The following is a 20,683-nucleotide window of genomic DNA, read 5'->3' as shown; positions in this document are numbered from 1 at the left end:
GTTCAAGGCTTTTTCGCGTAGTGGCGGGCTGCTTTGGTGCGGTTGCCGCACGTCGCCATCGAATGCCAGCGGCGCGTGCCGTTCTTCGAGGTGTCGTAGAAGAACAGTACGCAGTCGGGGTGGGCGCACTGGCGGATGCGGTCCGGGGCTTCGGCGAGCAGCTGGAGCAGGTTGTCGGCCGCCAGCCAGGCGGGTAGCCAGGTGGGGTCGGGGACGTCGACGACATCGGCGGGGCCGGCGTCGGTGAGCGTGCGCCGGATCCGGCCGTGCTCGAGCACCTCGTTCAGCGCGGTGTGGGCGGCGCTCTGCACCACGTCGTAGATGGCGGTCCGCGCTGATACGAGTGCGTCGAGGGTCGCCTGGTCGGCGGTCGCACGATCGCTCAGTCCTGCCGAGGCCAGCCAGATGCCCAGACCTGCCGCATCGGTGAGCAGGTCCTGTGGGTGTCCGTTCTCGTTCCACCGCGTGTTCAGCAGGTCGAGGGCCGGCGGTTCGCCGAGGTGGGGGCGTGGATCGGGCATGACTGAGGGTATCGAGCTCCTTCTGGTGGTCGAGTCATCCGGCACTTCTCTAACCGGTTAAAAACAGTTTACAGGTTGACGGCGGCGCCCGGCTGTGGCTATCTTCTAACCAGTTAAACCGATATAGACGGTTTAACCGATTGAGGAGGATTGCATGACCACGGTTGCCGCACCCCAGCTCGTTACCGGGCATATCGGGCTGAACGTGTCCGATCTGGATCGTTCGGTCGAGTTCTACCGCCGCGCACTGGGTTTCGAGCAGCTCGCCGCCAGCACCGACGGCGAACGGAAATGGGCGTTTCTCGGCGCGGCGGGCAAGCTCACGTTGACGCTGTGGCAGCAGAGCGCGGGCGCGTTCTCTGTCGAAACCCCGGGCCTGCACCATCTTTCGTTCCAAGTGGACACCATCGACCAGGTGCGGGCGGTCGAGGCGGCGCTGCGCGAGCAGCAGGTGCCGATCGTGCACGACGGTGTCGTCGCGCACGGTGAAGGCGTGGCGTCCGGCGGCATCTTCTTCGCCGATCCCGACGGTATCCGGCTCGAGGTCTACGCGCCGACCGGTGCCGAGTCCGCCCCCGCCCCCAGCGGCGCGGCCCCCACCTGTGGATTCTTCTGAGCCGCAGCCTTGTTGAACGCTCCGGCGGCGCAGATCCGCCGGAGCAACGCCCGCGACAGGAGTAAATGCGATGGCGCCCTTCCATTCCGGCGAACTCGCCGTGCAGCAGCGCATGGGTCAGGCGGCGGTCGCCGACCGGGTCGGCCGGATGATCCGGGCCGACATCCCGGCCGTCGCCGCGTCTTTCCTGGCCGAGCAGCCGATGGTGGTGGTCGGTGCCGCCGATGACACGGGCAGGCTCTGGGCCAGTGAGCTGGCCGGTCCGCCGGGGTTCGTGCACGCGGTCGACGCGGGCACCATCGCCGTCGACGCACGGCCTGCGGTGGGAGATCCGTTGCGGGAGGCGTTGACTCGGTCGGCACCCATCGGCATGATCGCCTTGCAACCGCAGCGGCGCAGGCGGATGCGCGTCAACGGCACCGCGACCGCCGTGGGCGACGGCCTGCGGATCGTCACCGACCAGGTCTATTCGAACTGCCCGAAATACATCACCCGCAGGCAACTTGAGTCCTATCAGCCGGATGCCGAGCCGCCGCTGCCCCGACACGGCACCGAGCTCGACGCACGTCAGCAGGCGATGATCACAGCGGCCGACACCTTCTTCGTCGCCACCGCCGACACCGAGGGGAACGCCGACGCCTCGCATCGCGGCGGCAATCCCGGTTTCCTCCAGGTGCTTTCGCCGACCCACCTGCGCTGGCCCGACTACCGCGGCAACTCGATGTTCATGACCCTCGGGAACATCCAGGTGAACCCGCGCTGCGGCATCCTCATCCCCGACTGGGCCACCGGCGGCACCCTGCAACTCACCGGCACCGCCGAGTTGACCTGGGCGCCGGAAACTTTCGCCGCCGGCGCGCAATGTTCGATCTACTTCACCCTCACCGAAGTGGTCGAACGCCCCAGCGCGGGACCACTGCGCTGGGGCCCACCCGAGCTTTCCCCCGTCAACCCCTGACACCACCCGCTCACCGAGAGGAGACGTTCATGCGACCCCCAGTGCCGCCGTTCGATCTGGAATCCGCCAAGGTCAAGGTGCTAGCCGCCGAAAATGCCTGGAACACCCGCGATCCCGAACGAGTCGCCGCCGCCTACACCGAGGACTCGGTCTGGCGAAACCGCGACGAGTTTTTCACCGGCCGCCCCGCGATCATCGAATTCCTCACTCGCAAATGGGCTTCGGAAAACGGCTACGCACTGCGCAAGGACCTCTGGGCCTTCGAAGGCAACCGCATCGCGGTGCGCTTCCAATACGAATGGCACGACGAAACCGGCCAATGGTGGCGCAGCTACGGCAACGAACAGTGGGAGTTCGCCCCCAACGGTCTGATGTCCCGCCGCGAAGCCAGCATCAACGACGTCCGCATCGCCGAATCGGACCGCCGCATTCCCGGCCCACGCGACCCGGGAGACGAGTCGATCCTCCCGCAGCAGTAACCCACCGCCACCAAGCCTCCTTTGTCCGAAGCGTCTGTGCCGCAACCACAGCCAGATGACCACGCTGGAAGGTTCACGTCGCGTGACTGACTGCGGAGTAAGCCGGGTACGGCAGGCGACGTGCTCAGCACTACTCACGGGAAAACCTGGGTGGAGGTTGCTATCGATGGGTCCATGGTCGATGGAACATGGTGACGTCAAAGTGTGAGCGGGGCCGCCATCATGTCCCGCTGGCTGTGCCGAGCGTGGTCGACGGGACCTGAGGGCGCCGAAGTGTGAGTGGGGCTGCCGTCATGTCCCGCTGGTCAGGGTCGGTGGTGGCCGGTGGGACATGAGGGCGGGGAAGTGCGAGTGGGGCCGTCGTCATGTCCCGTCAGTGGTATCGGGGCGTTGTCGACGGGACATGAGGGCGCCGAAGTGGGAGTGCGGCGGGCGTCATGTCCCCTTGATCATGGAGTGGTGGTCGGCACGGGACATGGGGGCGGTATCGGCCGCGAGGGGGCTGCCGTCGTGCCCGTTGGCCATGACTGGGTTGTGGTCGGTCGGTTTTGGTGGGCGTTATCGGGATCCGCACCCCACTCTGGGCTGCCCACTGAGGTGCAGGTCCGAGAGGGGGTGCGGATATGAAGGGACTAGGCGGCGACTTTGTGTTCGGCCGTGGCGGATTCGGTGGCGGGGCGTTGGCGGTGGAACAACGCGAAGGCGAGTAGGCCGAAGGCGATGCCTACGGTTGCGGCGACGGTGAAGGCTGCGTCCAGTCCGGATACGAAGTGCGGCAGGGTTGTCGGTTGATCTGAGCCGGAGGTTGTGCGGAAGACTGTGCCCAGCACTGCGACTCCGAGTGCGAGACCGAGTTGGCGGGCGGTGTTCACGGCGCCGGCCGCCGTGCCTGCCTGCTGCGGGGGTACCGCGGCCATACCCACCGATACGAGTGCGGGCGCGTTGATGCCGATGCCTGCGCCGAGCACTACGAATCCGGGAACCAGTGCTGCCCAGGATGATCCGGCATCGACCACGGTGAGCAGTCCTGTGCCGATTCCGACGACGACGAGCCCCGCGCCGATGGTCCACTTCGGGGCGACGTCGTGCATGAAACGGCCGAACACCGCGGCGACCAGGAATGCGGTCGCGGCCATCGGGAGCAATGCCAGGCCCGCGTGCAGCGGTGACATCCGCAACTGCTGCTGGAGCCAGAGCGAGACCAGGGGAGTGCTGGCGAACGCGGCGAACGTTTGGCCGCTCGCTCCGAGTAGTGTCGCGCCGAAGTCTCGGTTGCGCAGCAGTGACAGCGGGAACATCGGTGCGGCACTGCGGGATTCGACGACTACGAACACCGCGACCGCGACCACGCCGAGTAGCAGTGTGGTCACCGCGCGACCGTCCGACCAGCCGTGCTCACCGCCGCGAATAACCCCGTAGGTGAGTGCGGTCGCCGCGGTGGCGAAGGACAGCATGCCCAGAACGTCCACCCGGCGGTCCGTGCGACGCACCGAGGCCGGAAACACTATGGCGGTCAAGGCGATTGCCAGCACCGCGATCGGCAGGTTGACGAGGAAGATCCACCGCCACGACAGTGCCTCGGTGAGCACGCCGCCGAGCACCACCCCGATGCCCGCCGCGGCACCGGTCACCGCGCCCCAGACGCCGAACGCGATGCCGCGTTCCCGGCCGAAGTAGGTTGAGTGCAGCAGCGACAGGGTGGTGGCGAACATGGCCGCGCCGCCGATGCCTTGAAGTACCCGTGCGGCAATGAGATTCGAGGAGGTGTCGGCGATGCCGCAGCCGAGCGAGGCGAGGGCGAACAGGACGAGCCCGGCGAGGTAGGCGCGTTTCGCGCCGATCCGGTCGGCGAGCGAACCCAGGACGAGCAGCAGCGCGGCCAACGCCAGCGCGTAGCCGTCCACGACCCATTGCAGGCTGGACAGGCCGGCGTGCAGATCGGTCGCGATGTCGGGAAGTGCGACATTCACGATGGTGACGTCGATGAGCAGCATCAGCGTGCCTAGGCACGCGGCGAACAGGGGGAGCCATTTCTTCACAGGGGCCTCCGTGGCGGATTCGAACGATATCGACGCCAAGGTTGCGGCAATCGAACGCATCCCCCTAGCCGGATGGCGTGCTGCGTTAGATTCCTCCTATGCAGTACGACGGGTCTACGGAATCCTCCGCACTGGACGTTCTCGATCGGCAGATCCTGCACGCGCTGGTGCACGACGCCCGGATCCCGTTCGCCAAGCTCGGCGCCGTCCTCGACGTCTCCGAGCAGACCGTGGCGCGCCGCTACCGCGCGCTGCGCGAGCGCGGCATCATGCATGTATCCGGTCAAGTGAACGCCGTCCCGCTGGGCCACGCGCGCTGGGTGCTGCGGATCAGATCGACACCCGACAAGGCACTGCGGCTGGCCGAATCATTGGCCAGATTCCCGGATTTGAGCTGGGTCACGCTGCTGTCCACCGGCTCCGAGGTGACCTGCGTGAGCAGGCCACGCTCCGTCGAGCGACGAGACGCACTGCTGCTGAACACCCTGCCGCGGGCGAGTCAGGTGCGCGACGTGACCGCGCACGAGGTGATGCACCGTTTCCCGTCCGACGAGGAATGGCCACGCGACAGCCACCTCTTCACCGACCAGCAACTGCGGGAGCTGGGCGTGCAGCGCGCCGGCTGCGCGGTGGGCCTGCGCCGCGCGAACGCGGAGCGCACCGGACCGGATACCCCGCCGGATCTGACCCCCGAGGACGAGGCGATGCTCGCGCTGCTCGGCCGTGACGGCCGCGCGCCGTACGCGCAGATCGCGGCCGAAACCGGTTGGACCGCACCAAGAGTCGCGCGCCGGATGAGCGAGCTCGCCCAATCCGGTGTGCTGTATTTCGACCTCGACTTCGCCGTCGAGCGGATGGGCTACACCGCGCGGGCGGCCCTGTGGCTACGGGTGCGCCCGGCCGATCTCGACGCGGTGGGCCGCGCGATGGCGACCCACCCGGAAGTCGTGTTCGTCGCGGCGACCACCGGCCCGACCAACATGATGGCGTCGGTGATCTGCCGCGACACGCCCCACCTCTACCGCTACATCACCGAACGCCTCGGCGCGCTGGACGGCATCAACGACCTCGAGGTAACCCCAGCTCTCCGCGTGCTCAAGCAAGCCCAAACCCTGCTCACCAGCGACCGGGTCTCCCTGGTGCGTTGACCCAGGTCGCGCCCTGATTTCACCACTGCACGGGTAGCTCGCCGAGGACAAGCTAACCTGGCTCGGCAACCCACCGCCGACCGTGAACGGCACCGCGGCATCCCCTCGACCTGGCGTGAATACTGGCCAGCGGCGGCACGACGAAGCGGAATAGAAGTCCGATCGCGTGTTCCCGGGCGCGTCGCTTGACTCGAACACTTGTTCGTCTAATCTTGGCGCCAGAACCTGTCGGTGCCGCCCTCTAATGTTGGCGCCAACCACAGAACGAGACTTACCCGTCGAAAAGGGGATCAGGACATGGCACCACAGGCGTACGACCGCGACAAGGCTCTCGAACTCGCGCTGGCCCAGGTCGAGAAGAACTTCGGTAAGGGCGCGGTCATGCGTCTCGGTGACGAGGTACGTCAGCCCCTCGCGGTGATCCCGACCGGGTCCATCGCGCTGGATGTCGCGCTCGGCATCGGCGGCCTGCCGCGTGGCCGCATCGTCGAGGTCTACGGCCCGGAATCCTCGGGTAAGACCACCGTCGCGCTGCACGCGGTGGCCAATGCGCAGGCCGCGGGCGGTGTCGCCGCGTTCATCGACGCCGAGCACGCGCTCGACCCGGATTACGCCAAGAAGCTGGGTGTCGACACCGACGCGCTGCTCGTCTCGCAGCCGGACACCGGTGAGCAGGCGCTGGAGATCGCGGACATGCTGGTGCGTTCCGGCGCCATCGACATCATCGTCATCGACTCGGTGGCCGCGCTGGTGCCGCGCGCCGAGATCGAGGGCGAGATGGGCGACAGCCACGTCGGCCTGCAGGCCCGGCTGATGAGCCAGGCGCTGCGCAAGATGACCGGTGCGCTGAGCAACTCCAACACCACCGCCATCTTCATCAACCAGTTGCGCGAGAAGATCGGTGTGATGTTCGGTTCGCCCGAGACCACCACGGGCGGTAAGGCGTTGAAGTTCTACGCCTCGGTCCGCCTCGACGTGCGCCGCATCGAGACGCTCAAGGACGGCACCGACGCGGTCGGCAACCGTACCCGGGTGAAGGTCGTGAAGAACAAGGTCAGCCCGCCGTTCAAGCAGGCCGAGTTCGACATCCTCTACGGCCACGGCATCTCCAAGGAGGGCTCGCTCATCGACATGGGTGTCGAGCACGGCTTCGTGCGCAAGTCCGGCTCCTGGTACACCTACGAGGGCGATCAGCTCGGCCAGGGCAAGGAGAACGCCCGCAAGTTCCTGCTGGAGAACACCGACATTCGCGACGAGATCGAGAAGAAGATCAAGGAGAAGCTCGGCATCGGCGCCGACGTGACCGCGGACGCGGGCACCGAGGTCCCCGCCGATTTCTGATCCGATGAACGGTCGACGCACGCCCCCACCGCGCCGGACCGCGCCCGATGAGTCGCGGTCCGAGCCGGTGCAGGAGATGCGGCGCCGACTTCACGAACTCCTGTCCGCCTCCGGTGCTGCCACCGATCCTCTCGGATCTCGGCCCGGCGAACAGGACCCCGGACGAGTCCGGTCGGCCGAAGGTGGTTCGGCCGAATCGGACACTATGGGAACTCGGTCGAGCGCGTCCGATCCGCAGCGGGCGCGTTCGGCTGGGTCCGGCCGCGGACGGCGAAAGTCGTCCCGGCGCACAAACTCCCACGCGGCTGATTCCGAACGGGCGGAAGGCCGATGGGCGGATCGGGTGGCGGCCGGATCCGAGCGGGGTACCCGCTCTTCGGAGCTGGACCCGCCAGGCGGGACGGTCGAGCAGGCGAAAGAGGCGTGTCTTCGCCTGCTCGCCGTCCGCGCCCGCAGCCGTGCCGAACTCGCGCAGCGCCTGGCGACCAAGGGCTACGCAGAGGAAATCACCGACCGCGCGCTGGACCGGCTCACCGAGGTCGGCCTCATCGATGACGCCGCCTTCGCCGAACAATGGGTGCACGCCCGGCACACCTTCTCCGGCAAGGGCAAACAAGCACTGGCGCTGGAACTCCGGCGCAAAGGCGTGGCGCAAGAGGACGCCGCCCCCGCCTTGGACGCCATCAGCTCCGACGACGAAGAATCCCGCGCCCGCGAACTCGTCCGCCGCAAACTGCGCAGCATCCCCGCCGGCCTCGACCGCGACAAAACAATCCGCCGCCTCGTCGGCATGCTCGCCCGCCGCGGCTACAACCAATCCACCGCCTTCACCGTCGTCAAAGCCGAACTGGCCCAAGCAGAGATCGATACCGAGGACATCGACACCGACCAGGGCTAGCTGGAAGCCGCGTCGGGGTCGGTCCGGACATTCGAAGCCGAGCTGGCACGAGTCGAGTTCGACGCCGCGGACACAGCCCAGGGACGGGAAGTATCCCCGGCCGTCCATCTCACCTGAGGCAGGTGGACCGAATTCGGCAGCTCAGTCTGTGGCGTCCAACTCGGGTGGCGCACCGGGGCGGGTGCGCCGACCGGTTGAGCACCGACCGGAAGGTTGCGGCGCGGGTGTAACTCTCGCTGACCTCATTCCGGACGGTCGAAACCCTCTCGCCGCGGCCGCCCATGCCCCTTGCCGTCGCCAACCCCTCTTGCCGCAATGCCATCCGCTCCGGGCGTCGGCCAGCAGTTCGGGGGCAGCACCCAGCGGGCGTAGGTGTTCTCCGGGTTCACCGTGATCACGTCGCACACTCGCACCACCAGCTCCAACTCGTCGGCCAGATGTTGCAGGGTCGGCATCACTACGGCGTCGGCGCCGACCCGTTCGATCGTGTCCAGCAACTGCGACACCGGGTTGCCGGTCTGCGGGCCGAACACCACGATCTTGGCCAGCTCGTACCCGAGTCTCTTTGCCACGCTGCGAATCTGCGTTTCGTCCCAGACCTGCGACACTCCCGACACATCGCGGCGCAGATAGCCGATCGCGGTAGGCCGTCCCCACATCCCCAGTTGCCCTCTCATCGAAGCTGATCATGCGTGCAACATCCGAGGTTAGAAGTGGCCAGTGCCACAGGGATAGCATGTTGCGAAAAGTTGCGGGCTTTGCGGTCGGTGCTGGTGGGAGAACCGAACCTCCGGTCGGATTTCACTGCACCGCAGGCATATTCACCCGCTGACCAGCCCTTGACCCCCGGTCCTGCGGGGCGGGACAATCGACGGGCTCGGGGCAACAGTTCGCAACATCCCATGACAAGGGGTCAACGATGCGTCTGACTTTTATCGGCGAAGATCCGGGCTCGAATCCGAACGGTTCGCCCACGGTGTATCGCACCGACCGAGATTCGTGGATTGTGCAGGGATGGGTAGTCACCGACCCCGAGGCTCTTGCTCACATGAACATCCCGCAGGGTGAAACCTGTGTGGAGATCCCCGACAGAATGATTCAGTTCTTCAGGAAGGGAGACCGTGGCATCGATAGTCTATGAAGAGTTCGAGCGGCTACTAGGCGAGTTCGTTGTCGAATCAGTGCATTTGGAGACCCGGGATACCTATCGAACGGCGGCCGAGCTACCGCACCTCGCACAGTGGACAGCCGGGGAACTCGATGATCTGGCCTGGCTACAAGGCTGGTGCGATACGGTCCGCGACCATGTGGCCGCAGGCCGCTCGGTCCGCCGGGCCAGAATCGTGTCGGAACCGCTGAGCGAGTACCAGCGCTGGTCCCACAGCATCGCAGGCCCGATGGTCGAGGCCGGCGAGGATATCCGCTGGGTGCCTCGGCGACTGATGTCCTCGGTGGCCATCCCGGGCAACGACTTCTACCTCCTCGACAACCGACTCGTGATCTTCCTCCACTACGCGGGCAGCGGCGTGGCCACCGACCAGGTCACCTCTCGCGATCCGCACGATATTCAGCTCTGCCGCACCGCCTTCGAGGCCGTGTGGCGGCTGTCCATACCGCACCGTGACTACCGGCCCAGCTAATTCCGCGCAGGAGGCCCGACGGGCGCTCGGCAATCGGCTGCGGGATATCCGCAAGGCCGCCGGGATCACCATCCGGCAGCTGGGCGCGGAGACCGGCCAGCACTTCACCCGGGTGTCCAAGATAGAGAACGGCGTTCAGTTCCCGACCCATCGGGACATCCGGGCCTGGTGCCGCGTGTGCGCCGCCGTCGATCAGGAGCTCGACTTGGTCGCGACACTGCGCGCGGTCGACTCGGCCTATCTGGAATTCCGGCGGCAGAGCCGGGCGGGCATGAAGCGGGTGCTCGGTGCGCACACCCCCGAGCGCTACCAGGCGACGAAGGTGTTCCGGATCTACGAGCACAACGTCATTCCCGGTCTGTTCCAAACCGCGGAGTACACCGCCGCGATGCTGGCGTTCTGGATCCGCTTTCTCGACACCCCCAACGACCTCGACGAAGCCGTGGCCGTACGCATGGAACGTCAGCGCGTGCTGCACCGTGGCGGAAAACGATTCGTGGCCGTACTCGAGGAGCAGGCGCTGCGCACCTGGTTCGGCACGGCGGAGGTGCAGGCGGGACAACTGGGCCGGCTGCTGGAGCTGATGTCGATGCCCAACATCTCGCTCGGCATCATCCCGCTGATGACCGAACGGGAAGCCGTCGCTTCCACCGGGTTCTGGATCTTCGACGACGCCATGGTCGCGCTCGAGACACCGACCGCAGGCATTCAGGTCACCCAGCCCGCCGAGTGCGCCATGTATGCCCGCATGTTCGAGGTTCTCAAAGGTGTGGCCGTGTACGGACGCGACGCGCGCGGCCTCATCTTGCAGGTGCTCAGTGAGCTGGACTCATAACCCGGGGATGGTGATGAAGACGGCGCCCGCGCTGTCCTGCCGGAAGTAGACGTCGTTCGGGGGATTCGGGTAGGACTGCAGGCCGGAGTCGGGGAGCCAGATGTAGTCGACCAGGTGCAGCGGGAAGGGACCGGCGGGAACGACCAGGTGCACGTCGACGCCGTCGGGCCCGGGTGCTTGAAACAGGAAGCCAGTTTCGGGTAGCGGAGTCACCTCGCGGCCGGCGACCCGCATCGAGATGGGCGGGCTGTCATAACGCAGGGCGATGCTGGTGGCACCGCGGGTGGAGCGCAGGCGCAGATGGACCGTGCGCTGCCCCGATTCGGTGGTGTCGGAGAGGATTTCAGCGGTCGGCGGGGAGAGGGCCTCGGCCGGCGCTGGGCCGCTCGCGACGGCGGTGGGCCAGAGCTCAGCGAACCGCTCGGTGGGTGTGGTGCGGTCGACGAGGTCGCGGGTCCAGCGATCGGGGGATTCGCGGGAGAGCCACAGCGCCTCGTTCCGGTCGGCGTCGAGCGCGTAGATGAGCTGGGACGACATCGGATGCTCGGCATCGAAGCGGTCGACCGCCAGACCCGCGGCGGCCAGGACGATGGCGAGCACGACTGCGGTCGACGGGATGGCCCAGCCGCGCCGGGCCGGCCACGCCTGGGTGAGCGTCAGCATGAGCAGGCCACCGAGCAGCACCACCGCGGGCGCGACCAGGAACGGGGCCGTCGTGATGCCGGTTTGCAGCACGGGCCACGTTGCGCTGCCGAGGAATATCGCCGCAGGCACCAGAAATATGGTCAAGACCGGCAATCGCCACCGCTCCGGCATCGCGAAGGTAGCCGCCACCCCCACCGCTGCGGCGAAGGTGGGCACGACCAGTATGTGCGCGGTCGCGGGAGCGAGGATCGCGAGCGCGAGACCGAGTACGGCCAGGCAGCACAGCAGTCCGGCCGCGGCGGCCATGGCACCGAACAGTCGCCGTGCGATCACGAACCAGGCGGCGAGTACCGCGACGGACAGCGCGAGAATCGCCACGTAATAGAACTCGGGTCGATAGGGGTCGACGAACAGCGGGCGGTACTCGGGCCGGATCGCCTTCAGCACTTCCCACAACCCGTATACCGCGCCCGTCGCGAGCGGAGCCGCGACCAAAACCGTTGCGGCGGCGCCGAATATGCGCCGCAGACTGGTCTCCCCGGCGCGCCGGAGCTGCCTGCTGAGCCAGGCCACGGCAAGGACGGTGGCCACGGCGAGCGCGATCATCACCCAGAACGGCAGCACCACCAGCACGCCGAACGGCAGCTGGAAGAACGAGCGATCGGTGTCGTCGGTGACGGTGAGGTCCTTGTCGCCGAATTCCCGGGCCAGCGCGAGGCTGTTGTCGCCCATCTGCTGCACCGTCGCCAGATCCACGTGCGCCGGATCATCGACAGGGCTGTGGTAGTAGGCGCTGCGACCGGCGAAAGCCCAGTCCAGCACCCGCAATCCGCCGGGCTCGAAGGCGGCGAAGTCGGTATTGCTCGACGTCTGCGCACCGGCCAGCGTGGTGGACAGCGAGTCGGTGTTCGGATACGGCGCGGCCCGCTGGACAGCGCGGATCAGCGCGCCATCGGGATGGGTGGTCCGCCACAACAACACCGGGCCACCCGCACCGCGTGCCTCGTGGTTGATCACCACGCCGGTGTCGCGACCGTCCTGGCCCGCGGTGACGAACGCTTCCGCGCCCAGCAGGCCGGTCTCCTCGGCGTCGGTCAGCAGCACGACCACGTCGTTGCGCAATGCGGTGCCACTCGCGCGCAGTGCGCGAACGTCCTCCAGCACTGCCGCCACCCCGACCCCGTCGTCGTTCGCGCCAGGGCCGGAGGCGACGGAATCATAGTGCGCCGTCAGGAAAACAGTTCCGGTCGAATTCGTGCCCGGCAGCCTGGCAACGATATTGGCGATCCGCCCCATCCCCAGCACATCCCGCTGGAGGTTGGTCGGATACTTGCCGACCCCCTCTTGGATCTCGGTGTCCAACCCCAGATTCCGCAGCTCCGCCACCAGATGGTCACGCACTCGAGCGTGCTCGGGCGTGCCGACGGGATGCGGCTGTCGCGCGATCTCCTCGACCACCCGAAACGCGCGCTCAGCACTGAAAACATCCCCGGGCGCGGAGTCCGGCCGATACCCGCGCGGCTGCTGCTCCCACGCCGTCATCACCACCACGGCCAGCAGGACAGCAAACGCCAGAAAACCGGAGATCCATCGCCCTGCTCGCACGAACGCGATCGTAGTCGGCCCATCCGACTAGTTGGCTGCGCCGGACGTCGACACCCCAACCGTAAAAGGGCGAAACTACGCGAACGGCGGTGCACCGGAGCGGGTTACCGCATCCAGCGCACCGCCGTATCGCGTTGCGTTCGACGTCGAACAGTTACTTCTTGGTGAGATCCATCCCCGGTGCCGCATCGGTGATGATCGAGTCGGCCGTGAGGACCGCCTTACCCTTCTTGCGGGAGCGCAACTTCTTCTCCAGCTTGGTCGCGAAGATGGTCAACGCGCTGTTCAAAATGATCATGACGATGGCGATCACGATGAGCGAGGGCACCGTGTTCTGTTCCGCCGCACCGAGTTGCTGGCCGGAGCGCACGATCTCGGTGTAGGTGATCTGATAGCCGAGCGCCGAGTCCTTCAGCGCGACAACCATCTGCGAGACCAGCGCGGGCAGCATCGCGGTAATCGCCTGCGGCAGCAGGATCAACCGCATCAGCTGGTTCTTGCGCATGCCGAGCGCGACCGCCGCCTCGGTCTGTCCCTTGGGCAGCGAAAGGATGCCCGCGCGGACGATCTCGGCGATGACCGAGCCGTTGTACACGGTCAGTGCGATCACCACGGCGGCCAGCGCCAGATCATCGACCTTGAACACCTTGTTCTGGGAGAACAGGGCGAACAGGAAGATCATCAGGATCAGCACAGGGATGGCCCGGGAGACCTCGACCACCGCGCCGGCCACCCAGCGCACCACGCGGTGCTCGGACAGCCGCAGGATGCCGAAGATCATGCCGATCAGCAGAGCGAACACGATCGACAGCAGGGCGGCGACGACCGTGCCCTTCAAGCCGGGGAGCAGGTAGGTCTCCCAGACCTCGAGGTCGACGAACGGCTTCCACTTCTCCGCCGTGAACTGTCCCTTGTCGGCGAAGCCGCTGTACAGCACCCAGAGGAAGGCCGCGACGGCGACGATGACGACAACCGAGTAGACGTGGTGCCGGATCCGGCCCTTGGGGCCGGGCGCATCGAAGAGAACCGAAGGCGCAGTGGTCATCGGGCCACCTCGAATCGTTTGGCGAGCCAGCCGAAGAGCAGCCCGGTCGGCAGGGTCAGGATGACGAAGCCGAGCGCGAAGATGGCACCCACGGCAACCACCGCTGCCTCGTTCTCATTGATGTTCGCCATGAGGGTGGCGGCTTCGACCACGCCGATGGCGGAGGCGATGGTGGTGTTCTTGGTCAGTGCGATCAGCACGCTGCCCATCGGGGCGATGACCGCCCGGAAAGCCTGGGGCAGCACGATCAATCGCAGGTTCTGGGCGAAGGTCAGGCCGAGGGAACGGCCCGCCTCCGACTGCCCCATCGCCACGGTATTGATGCCGGAGCGCAGCGATTCACAGACGAAAGCGCCGGTGTAGATGCTGAATCCGAGAATGGCGTAGCGGAAGTTGTTGTCCGCCACGGAATTCGGTCCCTCACCCGCGAGGTTCCAGCCCATCGTGGTGTACAGGCCGAGCGACATGAAGATGATGATCAGCGTGAGCGGAGTGTTACGGAAAATGGTGACGTAGGCGGTGCCGACCGCGCGGGCGATCGGTACTGGGGACACGCGCAGCGCGGCGACGAAAGTGCCCAGGATCAGCGCACCGACCGCGGACAGAACGGTCAGTTTGATGGTCACCCAGAAGGCGTCGAGGATTTGATCGTCATACCTCGAGATCAGGTCGAACACGGCGAACGTGTCCCTCCCATCGGGTCTCGATTTTCAGGGGATGTGCGGCGGGTGGCCCAACCGGCGCGGTCAGGCCACCCGTGCGAGGGAAGAACTCAGTACCGGTTGACCTTCGGCGGCTCCGGCGCCTGGTACCCGGAGATGCCGACGGTCGAGTCGAACGCCTTCTTCCAGGAACCGTCGGCGATGATCGCCTCGATCGCGTCGTTCACCTTGTCGCGGAGCTCCTTGTCGCCCTTCTTCAGGCCGATGCCGTAGTTCTCCGTGGTGAACGGCTTGCCGACGACCTTGAACGCACCGGTGCTCTGGGCGGCGTAACCGGCCAGGATGATGTCATCGGTGGTCACCGCGTCCCACGAACCGGCGCGCAGGCCCTCGAGGCACAGCGAGTAGGTGTCGTTGGTCTGCAGCTGGGTGTCCTTGAAGTTCTTCTCGATGTTCTGCGCGGGCGTGGAGCCCTTCACCGAGCAGACCTTCTTGCCCTTGAGGCTGTCCGGGCCGGTGATGTCGGTGTTGTCGGCGCGCACCAGCAGCGACTGGCCCGCGATGTAGTACGGGCCGCCGAAGTCGACCTTCTGCTTGCGCGCGTCGTTGATCGAGTAGGTGGCCACGATGTAGTCGACCTGCCCGTTCTCGATCAGCGTCTCGCGCTGGCCGGACGGGGATTCCTTCCAGGTGATGCCGTCGGCCTTCACGCCGAGCTTCTCCGCGACCAGCTTGCCGATCTCGACGTCGAAGCCGCTGTAGGAGCCGTCCTTGTTGCGCAGGCCCAGGCCCGGCTGGTCGAACTTGATGCCGATGGTGAGCTTGCCGTCCTTGGCGTTATCCAGGGCGGACTTGGACTCACCGCCGCCACACGCGGTGGCGGTCGCGGCGGCGAGTGTCAGTGCGATCGCACCGACACCGAGTCGCAGGGCACGGTTGATCCTCATCGAGTTTCCTTCTCTCATGGGTTTGCTGGCCGTGGACGTTTGGACTAGGCCGTCCATCGGTTCGGCACGGGCCAGCGGTCGATCTCTACGTTTCAGTGGGTCAGAATCTTGCCGAGGAAGTCCTTGGCACGGTCGGACTTCGGCGCGGTGAAGAACACCTCGGGTTCGGCGTCCTCGACCACCTGGCCGTCGGCCATGAACAGGACTCGGTTGCCCGCGCGACGGGCGAAGCCCATCTCGTGGGTGACGACCAGCATGGTCATCCCGTCCTTGGCCAGCGAGACCATCACGTCGAGCACCTCCTGGACCATTTCGGGGTCCAGTGCGGAGGTCGGCTCGTCGAACAGCATTACCTTCGGGTTCATCGCCAGGGCGCGGGCGATGGCGACGCGCTGCTGCTGCCCACCGGACAGCTGCGCCGGGTACTTGTCGGCCTGGTTGGCGATGCCGACCCGGTCGAGCAGTTCCATGGCGTGCTTGCGCGCCGCTTCTTTCTTGATCTTGCGAACCTTGATCGGCGCGAGCATCACGTTCTCGACGATCGTCTTGTGCGCGAACAGGTTGAACGATTGGAACACCATGCCGACGTCGGCGCGTAGCGCGGCGAGGCCGCGGCCTTCGGCAGGGAGCGGGACACCGTCGATGGCGATGTCACCGGAGTCGATGGGTTCGAGGCGGTTGATGGTGCGGCACAGCGTCGATTTCCCGGAACCCGAAGGCCCGAGAACAATGACTACCTGTCCTTTGGGGACTTCCAGGTCGATATCGCGCAGTACGTGCAGTTCACCGAAGTGCTTTTGCACGTTGCGCATCGAGATCATCGGCACGCTGGCGGCGCTGGCGTCCCCGGTTGAAGCGTTCCCGGTCGTATCGGGCGCGGCGGCGTCGTCGGTCATGGTCCAAGACCTTAAAGGCAAAATCCGGATTTGCCCGAGTTTCGGCGACACACCGTTCCGCCACGCCGGGGCGACACGCCGTGTTAACCCCGCTGCCCGGTTCGTCCGAGTAGGGCTCGGCGGACCCGGAGCGGGGTCGACTCAGGGGGTAGCGTGCCTGATCAGAAGGCGTTAGCGCCGTTAGGACCGGAACGACCGTGCCAGCAAAAAACGTGCCGTTAAAAAATGTGCCGATGCCCCCGAAATTTGGGTCGCCCGAACGTCGTCCGATTCGGGCCTGCCCGTACCCTGGACGCGTGGATTCGATCGGAGAGGCAGTGTTGGCACCCGCCCAACCGCCCACAGAGGGCCTGCGCAGCTACGAGGTCCGCACCTTCGGCTGCCAGATGAACGTGCACGACTCCGAGCGCTTGTCCGGGCTGCTGGAGGACGCGGGGTACGTGAAGGCCGCGCCGGGGGCGACGGCCGACCTCGTCGTGCTCAACACCTGCGCGGTGCGCGAGAACGCCGACAACAAGCTCTACGGCACCCTCGGCCACCTGGCCTCGATCAAGGCCGACCAGCCCGGCATGCAGATCGCCGTCGGCGGCTGCCTGGCGCAGAAGGACCGCGGCACCGTGGTGCGCAAAGCGCCGTGGGTGGACGTCGTATTCGGCACGCACAACATCGGCTCGTTGCCGGTGCTGCTGGAGCGGGCCAGGCACAACGCCGAGGCGCAGGTGGAGATCCTGGAGTCGCTGGAGGCGTTCCCGTCGAGCCTGCCCGCGAAGCGCGAGTCCGCGTACTCGGGCTGGGTGTCGATCTCGGTGGGGTGCAACAACACCTGCACCTTCTGCATCGTGCCCGCGCTGCGCGGCAAGGAGGTCGACCGCCGCCCCGGTGACGTGCTGGCCGAGGTGCAGGCGCTGGTCGACCAGGGCGTGCTCGAGGTGACGCTGCTCGGGCAGAACGTGAACTCCTACGGGGCCTCGTTCGCCGACCCGGACGAGGCGCGCGACCGCGGCGCGTTTGCCAAGCTGTTGCGCGCGTGCGGCACCATCGACGGATTGGAGCGCGTGCGCTTCACCTCGCCGCACCCGGCCGAGTTCACCGACGACGTCATCGAGGCGATGGCGGAGACCCCGAACATCTGCCCGCAGCTGCACATGCCGCTGCAGTCCGGCTCGGACAAGGTGCTCAAGGCGATGCGCCGCTCCTACCGCAAGACCCGTTACCTGGGCATCATCGAGAAGGTGCGGGCCGCGATGCCGCACGCGGCGATCACCACCGACATCATCGTCGGGTTCCCGGGGGAGACCGAGGAGGACTTCCAGGAGACCCTGGACGTGGTCCGGCAGGCCCGCTTCACCAGCGCGTTCACCTTCCAGTACTCCAAGCGGCCGGGCACCCCCGCCGCCGACATGCCCGATCAGCTGCCGAAAGCCGTTGTGCAGGAACGCTATGAGCGGCTCATCGCGCTGCAGGAGGAAGTCTCGCTCGCCGCGAACCGGGCGCTCATCGGCACCGAGGTCGAGCTGCTCGTGGCCGACGGGGCGGGCAAGAAGAACGCCGCCACCGCGCGGATGAGCGGGCGTGCGCGCGACGGCAGGCTGGTGCATTTCCGGCCCGGCGGTACCGCCGAATCGATCCGGCCCGGCGACATCGTGACCGTCGATCTCACCGAGGCGGCACCGCATCACCTGATCGCCGACGCGCCGATCAAGACGCACCGGCGCACCGCCGCCGGTGACGCGCACGAACGCGGCGTCACGCCGAAGACCGAACCCATCGGTGTCGGCCTCGGACTGCCCCGCATCGGCGCCCCCGCGCCGGAACCGGTTGCGGCCGTTGGTTGTTCGACCGGTTGCGGGTCGTAGAACGCGACGTATGTGGCGGCGCGGGCATCGAAACCGAGCGTCGGTGCGGCGGATCGGTGGGCAAGCGGGCCGGATGGCGCGCATGCTGAAAGAACACGGCGTCGTGGCGGCGGCATGAACCGGTCAGCCACCGGCGCGGTCGGATTGCTTGGTGATAGCCACGATGCGCACAACAGTGAGCGAGCCAGGCGCCGTCGCGCACTATGCGCGGCGGAACCGAATGTCAGCGAAGGGGCGGCGTGAGCGAGAAGACGAGCGACAACAGCGACGGATCGGGCGAGAAGTTCACACCGGACCCGGCCGCGCAGTCGAAGAACACGAAACCTACTACCGGCGGTAGTGGGTCGGCTGCGGCGAACGAACCCGATGCTGGCACAGTGGACGCGGGCAGTGCAGCGAACCACGAACAAGCCGAACGAAACGAGGGTTCAGTGAACTCGGTCGAGAACAGCAACTTCGAGCAGTTCCGCGACGAACTGGACGCGGTGGAACGTCGCATCGCCGGGGAGATCGACCCCGGTGTGCGCGCCATGGTGGTCGCGGGCGCGGTGTTCGTGCTGTTGCTCTCGCTGGTGCTGCCGCACGCCGGCGGCGCGCGCGGTTTCGACGTGCTGCTCGGTACCAACGCCGCCCAACTGGAGCACATCGGGCTGCCGTCGCGGATCTTCGTCTGGTTCCTGGTGATCTTCGGCATCGGTTTCTCGATGCTGGCGCTGATGACCCGCCGCTGGTTCCTCGCCTGGATCGCCGTCGCCGGCACCGCCATTACCAGCGTGTTCGGCGTCTTCTCCATCTGGCACCGGCAGACGCCCGGCATCGGCAACTACCACGGTGCGGGGCCCGCCATCGGACTCATCCTCGGCACCATCGCCGCGATCGTGCTGACGTTCCACTGGATTCGCGTGGTCTGGAGTCGAACTGCGGTGCAGCTGGCCGCCGAAGAGCAGCGCCGCAATGCCTCGGCCGCAGCTGAAGAACGCGACCGCCGCCGCCTCACCGGGGAGTAGCGCTGCCCGAGCGTTCGCGGGAGTAGCGCTGCCCGAGCGTGTGCGCCGCCCGGGGTGCTGGCCGCTCGCCGGTGTGACGTAGAGCAGCCGCACACTTTCTGACGAGGCGCACACCAAATCGCATGCGATTCGATATGCGGCGCGTCAAAAAGTGTGCGGCTGGGTCTAGCTAGAGATTGGTGACCGCGCCTTCGGCGGCCTCGGCCCATTCACGCCACTGCTTGGCCTGTTCGAGGGCCTTCTCGGCGTCGCGTGCCTTGCCCGCGGCCTGGGCCTTGGCGGCCTGCTCCTCGAATTGCGCTACCCGCTCCCGGAATTGGGCCGCGCGGGCCATCGCCTCCGGGTCGGTGCGGCGCCACTGCGCGTCGACCGCGTCGCGGACCCGCTTCTCGATGGCGCGCAGCTTGCCTTCCAGTTCCTGAATGCGTTCGCGCGGCACCTTGCCGATGGCGTCCCACTTGTCCTGCAACTCGCGCAGCGAGGCGCGGGCGGCTTCCAAGCCGTTGGCCGGGTCGATGTGCTCGTAGGCCTGCAGCAGTTCTTCCTTGGCGGCCGCGTTGTGGTCGAACTCGGCGTCGCGCTCGGTGACGGCGGCGTTGCGGGCGGCGAAGAACACGTCCTGCGCGCTCTTGAAGCGCCGCCACAGGGCCTCGTCGGCTTCGCGCGGCGCCCGGCCCGCGGCCTTCCACTCGGCGAGCAGGTCACGGAAGATGCCCGCGGTGCCGACCCAGTCGGTCGAGCCGGACAGCTCCTCGGCGCGCACGCACAGCTCTTCCTTGCGGGTCTTCGCGGACGCGCGTTCCCGGTCGAGCTCGGCGAAGTGCGCACCGCGCCTGCGGTTGAACGCCTCGCGGGCCTTGGAGTAGCGCTTCCACAGCGCGTCGTCGACCTTGCGGTCCACGCCGCGGATCGACTTCCACTCGTCGAGGATCTCGCGCAGCCGGTCGCCCGCGGCCTTCCACTGGGTGGATTCGGCGGCGATCTTCTCGGCCTCGGCGCACAGCGCTTCCTTGCGCTCGGTGTGCTCGTGGCGCGCGCGGTCCTTCTCCTCCTTGGCGTGCGCGGCCGCCTCTTCGGAGTGTTCGGCGATTGCCGCGAGCCGCTTGGCCAGCCCGTCGATATCGCCGATCACGGCGGCGGTGGGCAGCGATTCGGCGAGGGCGACGGCGGCGGCCTTGGTCTTGCGGGCATCCGCGCCTGCAGCCAGACGCGCCTCGAGCAGCGCGACCTCGGTGGCCAGGTCGTCGAAGCGGCGGCCGAAGTGGGCCAGCCCCTCGGCGGCGTCACCGGCCTGCCAGGAGCCGACCTGACGTTCGCCCTCGGCGGTCTTCACCCAGGCGGTGCCGTCCTCGTCGACCCGGCCCCATGCGCTGGGATCGGAGACGGTGGGCACCACGGGGTGCGGGTGCTGAGTCTGGCCCGGCGTCGCGTGCGGCTTGGGAGGTTGGACCGAGCCGCCGGGTTTCGGGGCACCGGAAGAGCGCGGCATCGCGCCGGGGCTGGCTTTCGCGGTTCCGTTGCTGTCGGTCATTGCTCCTCGTCCCT

20 protein-coding genes are annotated in these 20,683 nt (G+C 67.1%); 11 read left to right on the top strand and 9 right to left on the bottom strand.

What is annotated here, in order from left to right:
• Nucleotides 1–2: 2 nt before the first annotated feature.
• On the bottom strand, nt 3–521 hold the full coding sequence (locus tag DBO33_RS30880; RefSeq protein ID WP_107658197.1) for a CGNR zinc finger domain-containing protein: 519 nt from the start codon (nt 519–521) through the stop codon (nt 3–5).
• Between the two features lie 154 nt (nt 522–675).
• Here DBO33_RS30880 and DBO33_RS30875 point away from each other — a divergent pair, with 154 nt between their 5' ends.
• From DBO33_RS30875 to DBO33_RS30865, 3 genes are all read left to right on the top strand, one after another.
• A complete protein-coding gene (locus tag DBO33_RS30875; RefSeq protein ID WP_107658196.1) occupies nt 676–1,137 on the top strand; it encodes a VOC family protein in 462 nt (153 codons plus the stop codon).
• Between the two features lie 70 nt (nt 1,138–1,207).
• The gene (locus DBO33_RS30870) at nt 1,208–2,095 is read left to right on the top strand and encodes a pyridoxamine 5'-phosphate oxidase family protein (protein ID WP_107658195.1); all 888 of its coding nucleotides are present in this window, start codon (nt 1,208–1,210) and stop codon (nt 2,093–2,095) included.
• Between the two features lie 29 nt (nt 2,096–2,124).
• Nucleotides 2,125–2,574: a nuclear transport factor 2 family protein gene (locus DBO33_RS30865; protein WP_107658194.1), complete on the top strand. Its 450-nt coding sequence runs from the start codon at nt 2,125–2,127 to the stop codon at nt 2,572–2,574.
• 632 nt (nt 2,575–3,206) lie between these two features.
• Here DBO33_RS30865 and DBO33_RS30860 read toward each other — a convergent pair.
• Complete coding sequence (locus DBO33_RS30860) at nt 3,207–4,613, bottom strand: MFS transporter (RefSeq protein WP_234391134.1); 1,407 nt, start codon at nt 4,611–4,613, stop codon at nt 3,207–3,209.
• 98 nt (nt 4,614–4,711) lie between these two features.
• Here DBO33_RS30860 and DBO33_RS30855 point away from each other — a divergent pair, with 98 nt between their 5' ends.
• The 3 genes from DBO33_RS30855 to recX all read left to right on the top strand — a co-directional run bounded on the left by DBO33_RS30855 (nt 4,712) and on the right by recX (nt 8,000).
• A complete protein-coding gene (locus DBO33_RS30855; protein WP_107658192.1) occupies nt 4,712–5,761 on the top strand; it encodes an Lrp/AsnC family transcriptional regulator in 1,050 nt (349 codons plus the stop codon).
• A 297-nt stretch (nt 5,762–6,058) separates the two neighbouring features.
• Nucleotides 6,059–7,102, top strand: a complete 1,044-nt coding sequence (recA, locus tag DBO33_RS30850) for a recombinase RecA (RefSeq protein ID WP_107658191.1) — start codon at nt 6,059–6,061, stop codon at nt 7,100–7,102.
• 343 nt (nt 7,103–7,445) lie between these two features.
• Nucleotides 7,446–8,000 carry a recombination regulator RecX gene (recX, locus tag DBO33_RS30845; protein ID WP_107658190.1) on the top strand — a complete coding sequence of 185 codons (555 nt, stop codon included), beginning with the start codon at nt 7,446–7,448 and terminating at the stop codon, nt 7,998–8,000.
• Between the two features lie 242 nt (nt 8,001–8,242).
• On the opposite strand, the gene DBO33_RS30840 is transcribed toward recX, so the two are convergent.
• A complete protein-coding gene (locus DBO33_RS30840) occupies nt 8,243–8,677 on the bottom strand; it encodes a hypothetical protein (RefSeq protein WP_199856808.1) in 435 nt (144 codons plus the stop codon).
• 242 nt (nt 8,678–8,919) lie between these two features.
• Here DBO33_RS30840 and DBO33_RS43140 point away from each other — a divergent pair, with 242 nt between their 5' ends.
• Genes DBO33_RS43140 through DBO33_RS30830 form a run of 3 tightly spaced genes read left to right on the top strand, consistent with a single transcriptional unit; the run spans nt 8,920 to nt 10,475 of the window.
• Nucleotides 8,920–9,141 (top strand): hypothetical protein, encoded by a 222-nt coding sequence (locus DBO33_RS43140; RefSeq protein WP_135232271.1) that lies wholly within the window; start codon nt 8,920–8,922, stop codon nt 9,139–9,141.
• Nucleotides 9,122–9,640: a DUF6879 family protein gene (locus DBO33_RS30835; protein ID WP_107658189.1), complete on the top strand. Its 519-nt coding sequence runs from the start codon at nt 9,122–9,124 to the stop codon at nt 9,638–9,640. The genes DBO33_RS43140 and DBO33_RS30835 overlap by 20 nt, the downstream gene beginning before the upstream one ends.
• Nucleotides 9,621–10,475: a helix-turn-helix domain-containing protein gene (locus tag DBO33_RS30830; RefSeq protein WP_107658188.1), complete on the top strand. Its 855-nt coding sequence runs from the start codon at nt 9,621–9,623 to the stop codon at nt 10,473–10,475. Before DBO33_RS30835 ends, DBO33_RS30830 begins: the two co-directional genes overlap by 20 nt.
• Here DBO33_RS30830 and DBO33_RS30825 read toward each other — a convergent pair.
• The 5 genes from DBO33_RS30825 to DBO33_RS30805 all read right to left on the bottom strand — a co-directional run bounded on the left by DBO33_RS30825 (nt 10,470) and on the right by DBO33_RS30805 (nt 16,200).
• Nucleotides 10,470–12,725, bottom strand: coding sequence for a M20/M25/M40 family metallo-hydrolase (locus tag DBO33_RS30825; RefSeq protein WP_159080609.1), 2,256 nt, complete (start codon nt 12,723–12,725; stop codon nt 10,470–10,472). The two genes, DBO33_RS30830 and DBO33_RS30825, sit on opposite strands and share 6 nt — an antisense overlap.
• A gap of 154 nt (nt 12,726–12,879) precedes the next feature.
• Entirely contained in the window at nt 12,880–13,770 is an 891-nt protein-coding gene (locus DBO33_RS30820; protein ID WP_107658186.1) for an amino acid ABC transporter permease, read from the bottom strand.
• Nucleotides 13,767–14,447 carry an amino acid ABC transporter permease gene (locus tag DBO33_RS30815; RefSeq protein ID WP_107658185.1) on the bottom strand — a complete coding sequence of 227 codons (681 nt, stop codon included), beginning with the start codon at nt 14,445–14,447 and terminating at the stop codon, nt 13,767–13,769. The genes DBO33_RS30820 and DBO33_RS30815 overlap by 4 nt, the downstream gene beginning before the upstream one ends.
• A gap of 95 nt (nt 14,448–14,542) precedes the next feature.
• Entirely contained in the window at nt 14,543–15,379 is an 837-nt protein-coding gene (locus DBO33_RS30810; protein ID WP_107658184.1) for a glutamate ABC transporter substrate-binding protein, read from the bottom strand.
• Nucleotides 15,380–15,471: 92 nt separating this feature from the next.
• On the bottom strand, nt 15,472–16,200 hold the full coding sequence (locus DBO33_RS30805) for an amino acid ABC transporter ATP-binding protein (RefSeq protein WP_107660733.1): 729 nt from the start codon (nt 16,198–16,200) through the stop codon (nt 15,472–15,474).
• A 371-nt stretch (nt 16,201–16,571) separates the two neighbouring features.
• Between DBO33_RS30805 and miaB the strand changes: the two genes are divergently transcribed.
• Together miaB and DBO33_RS30795 are read left to right on the top strand one after the other, a co-directional pair.
• Nucleotides 16,572–18,131 carry a tRNA (N6-isopentenyl adenosine(37)-C2)-methylthiotransferase MiaB gene (gene miaB, locus DBO33_RS30800; RefSeq protein ID WP_107658183.1) on the top strand — a complete coding sequence of 520 codons (1,560 nt, stop codon included), beginning with the start codon at nt 16,572–16,574 and terminating at the stop codon, nt 18,129–18,131.
• Nucleotides 18,132–18,562: 431 nt separating this feature from the next.
• Nucleotides 18,563–19,138 carry an Rv2732c family membrane protein gene (locus DBO33_RS30795; protein ID WP_107660732.1) on the top strand — a complete coding sequence of 192 codons (576 nt, stop codon included), beginning with the start codon at nt 18,563–18,565 and terminating at the stop codon, nt 19,136–19,138.
• Nucleotides 19,139–19,307: 169 nt separating this feature from the next.
• Here DBO33_RS30795 and DBO33_RS30790 read toward each other — a convergent pair whose 3' ends face one another.
• On the bottom strand, nt 19,308–20,669 hold the full coding sequence (locus DBO33_RS30790; protein WP_107658182.1) for a DUF349 domain-containing protein: 1,362 nt from the start codon (nt 20,667–20,669) through the stop codon (nt 19,308–19,310).
• Nucleotides 20,670–20,683 lie beyond the last annotated feature (14 nt).

This window comes from Nocardia suismassiliense (genome assembly GCF_900269665.1).
Lineage (GTDB): Bacteria > Actinomycetota > Actinomycetes > Mycobacteriales > Mycobacteriaceae > Nocardia > Nocardia suismassiliense.
Note: the sequence above shows the minus strand (reverse complement) of the source record. Positions and strands in the feature narration are given on the sequence as shown.

Coding starts and splice junctions, on each gene's coding strand:
- DBO33_RS43140 (WP_135232271.1), top strand. CDS start 8,920: ATGCGTCTGACTTTTATCGGCGAAGATCCGGGCTCGAATCCGAACGGT.
- DBO33_RS30790 (WP_107658182.1), bottom strand. CDS start 20,669: ATGACCGACAGCAACGGAACCGCGAAAGCCAGCCCCGGCGCGATGCCG.
- DBO33_RS30840 (WP_199856808.1), bottom strand. CDS start 8,677: ATGAGAGGGCAACTGGGGATGTGGGGACGGCCTACCGCGATCGGCTAT.
- recA (WP_107658191.1), top strand. CDS start 6,059: ATGGCACCACAGGCGTACGACCGCGACAAGGCTCTCGAACTCGCGCTG.
- DBO33_RS30805 (WP_107660733.1), bottom strand. CDS start 16,200: ATGATCTCGATGCGCAACGTGCAAAAGCACTTCGGTGAACTGCACGTA.
- DBO33_RS30880 (WP_107658197.1), bottom strand. CDS start 521: ATGCCCGATCCACGCCCCCACCTCGGCGAACCGCCGGCCCTCGACCTG.
- DBO33_RS30875 (WP_107658196.1), top strand. CDS start 676: ATGACCACGGTTGCCGCACCCCAGCTCGTTACCGGGCATATCGGGCTG.
- DBO33_RS30810 (WP_107658184.1), bottom strand. CDS start 15,379: ATGAGGATCAACCGTGCCCTGCGACTCGGTGTCGGTGCGATCGCACTG.
- DBO33_RS30855 (WP_107658192.1), top strand. CDS start 4,712: ATGCAGTACGACGGGTCTACGGAATCCTCCGCACTGGACGTTCTCGAT.
- DBO33_RS30870 (WP_107658195.1), top strand. CDS start 1,208: ATGGCGCCCTTCCATTCCGGCGAACTCGCCGTGCAGCAGCGCATGGGT.
- DBO33_RS30865 (WP_107658194.1), top strand. CDS start 2,125: ATGCGACCCCCAGTGCCGCCGTTCGATCTGGAATCCGCCAAGGTCAAG.
- DBO33_RS30820 (WP_107658186.1), bottom strand. CDS start 13,770: ATGACCACTGCGCCTTCGGTTCTCTTCGATGCGCCCGGCCCCAAGGGC.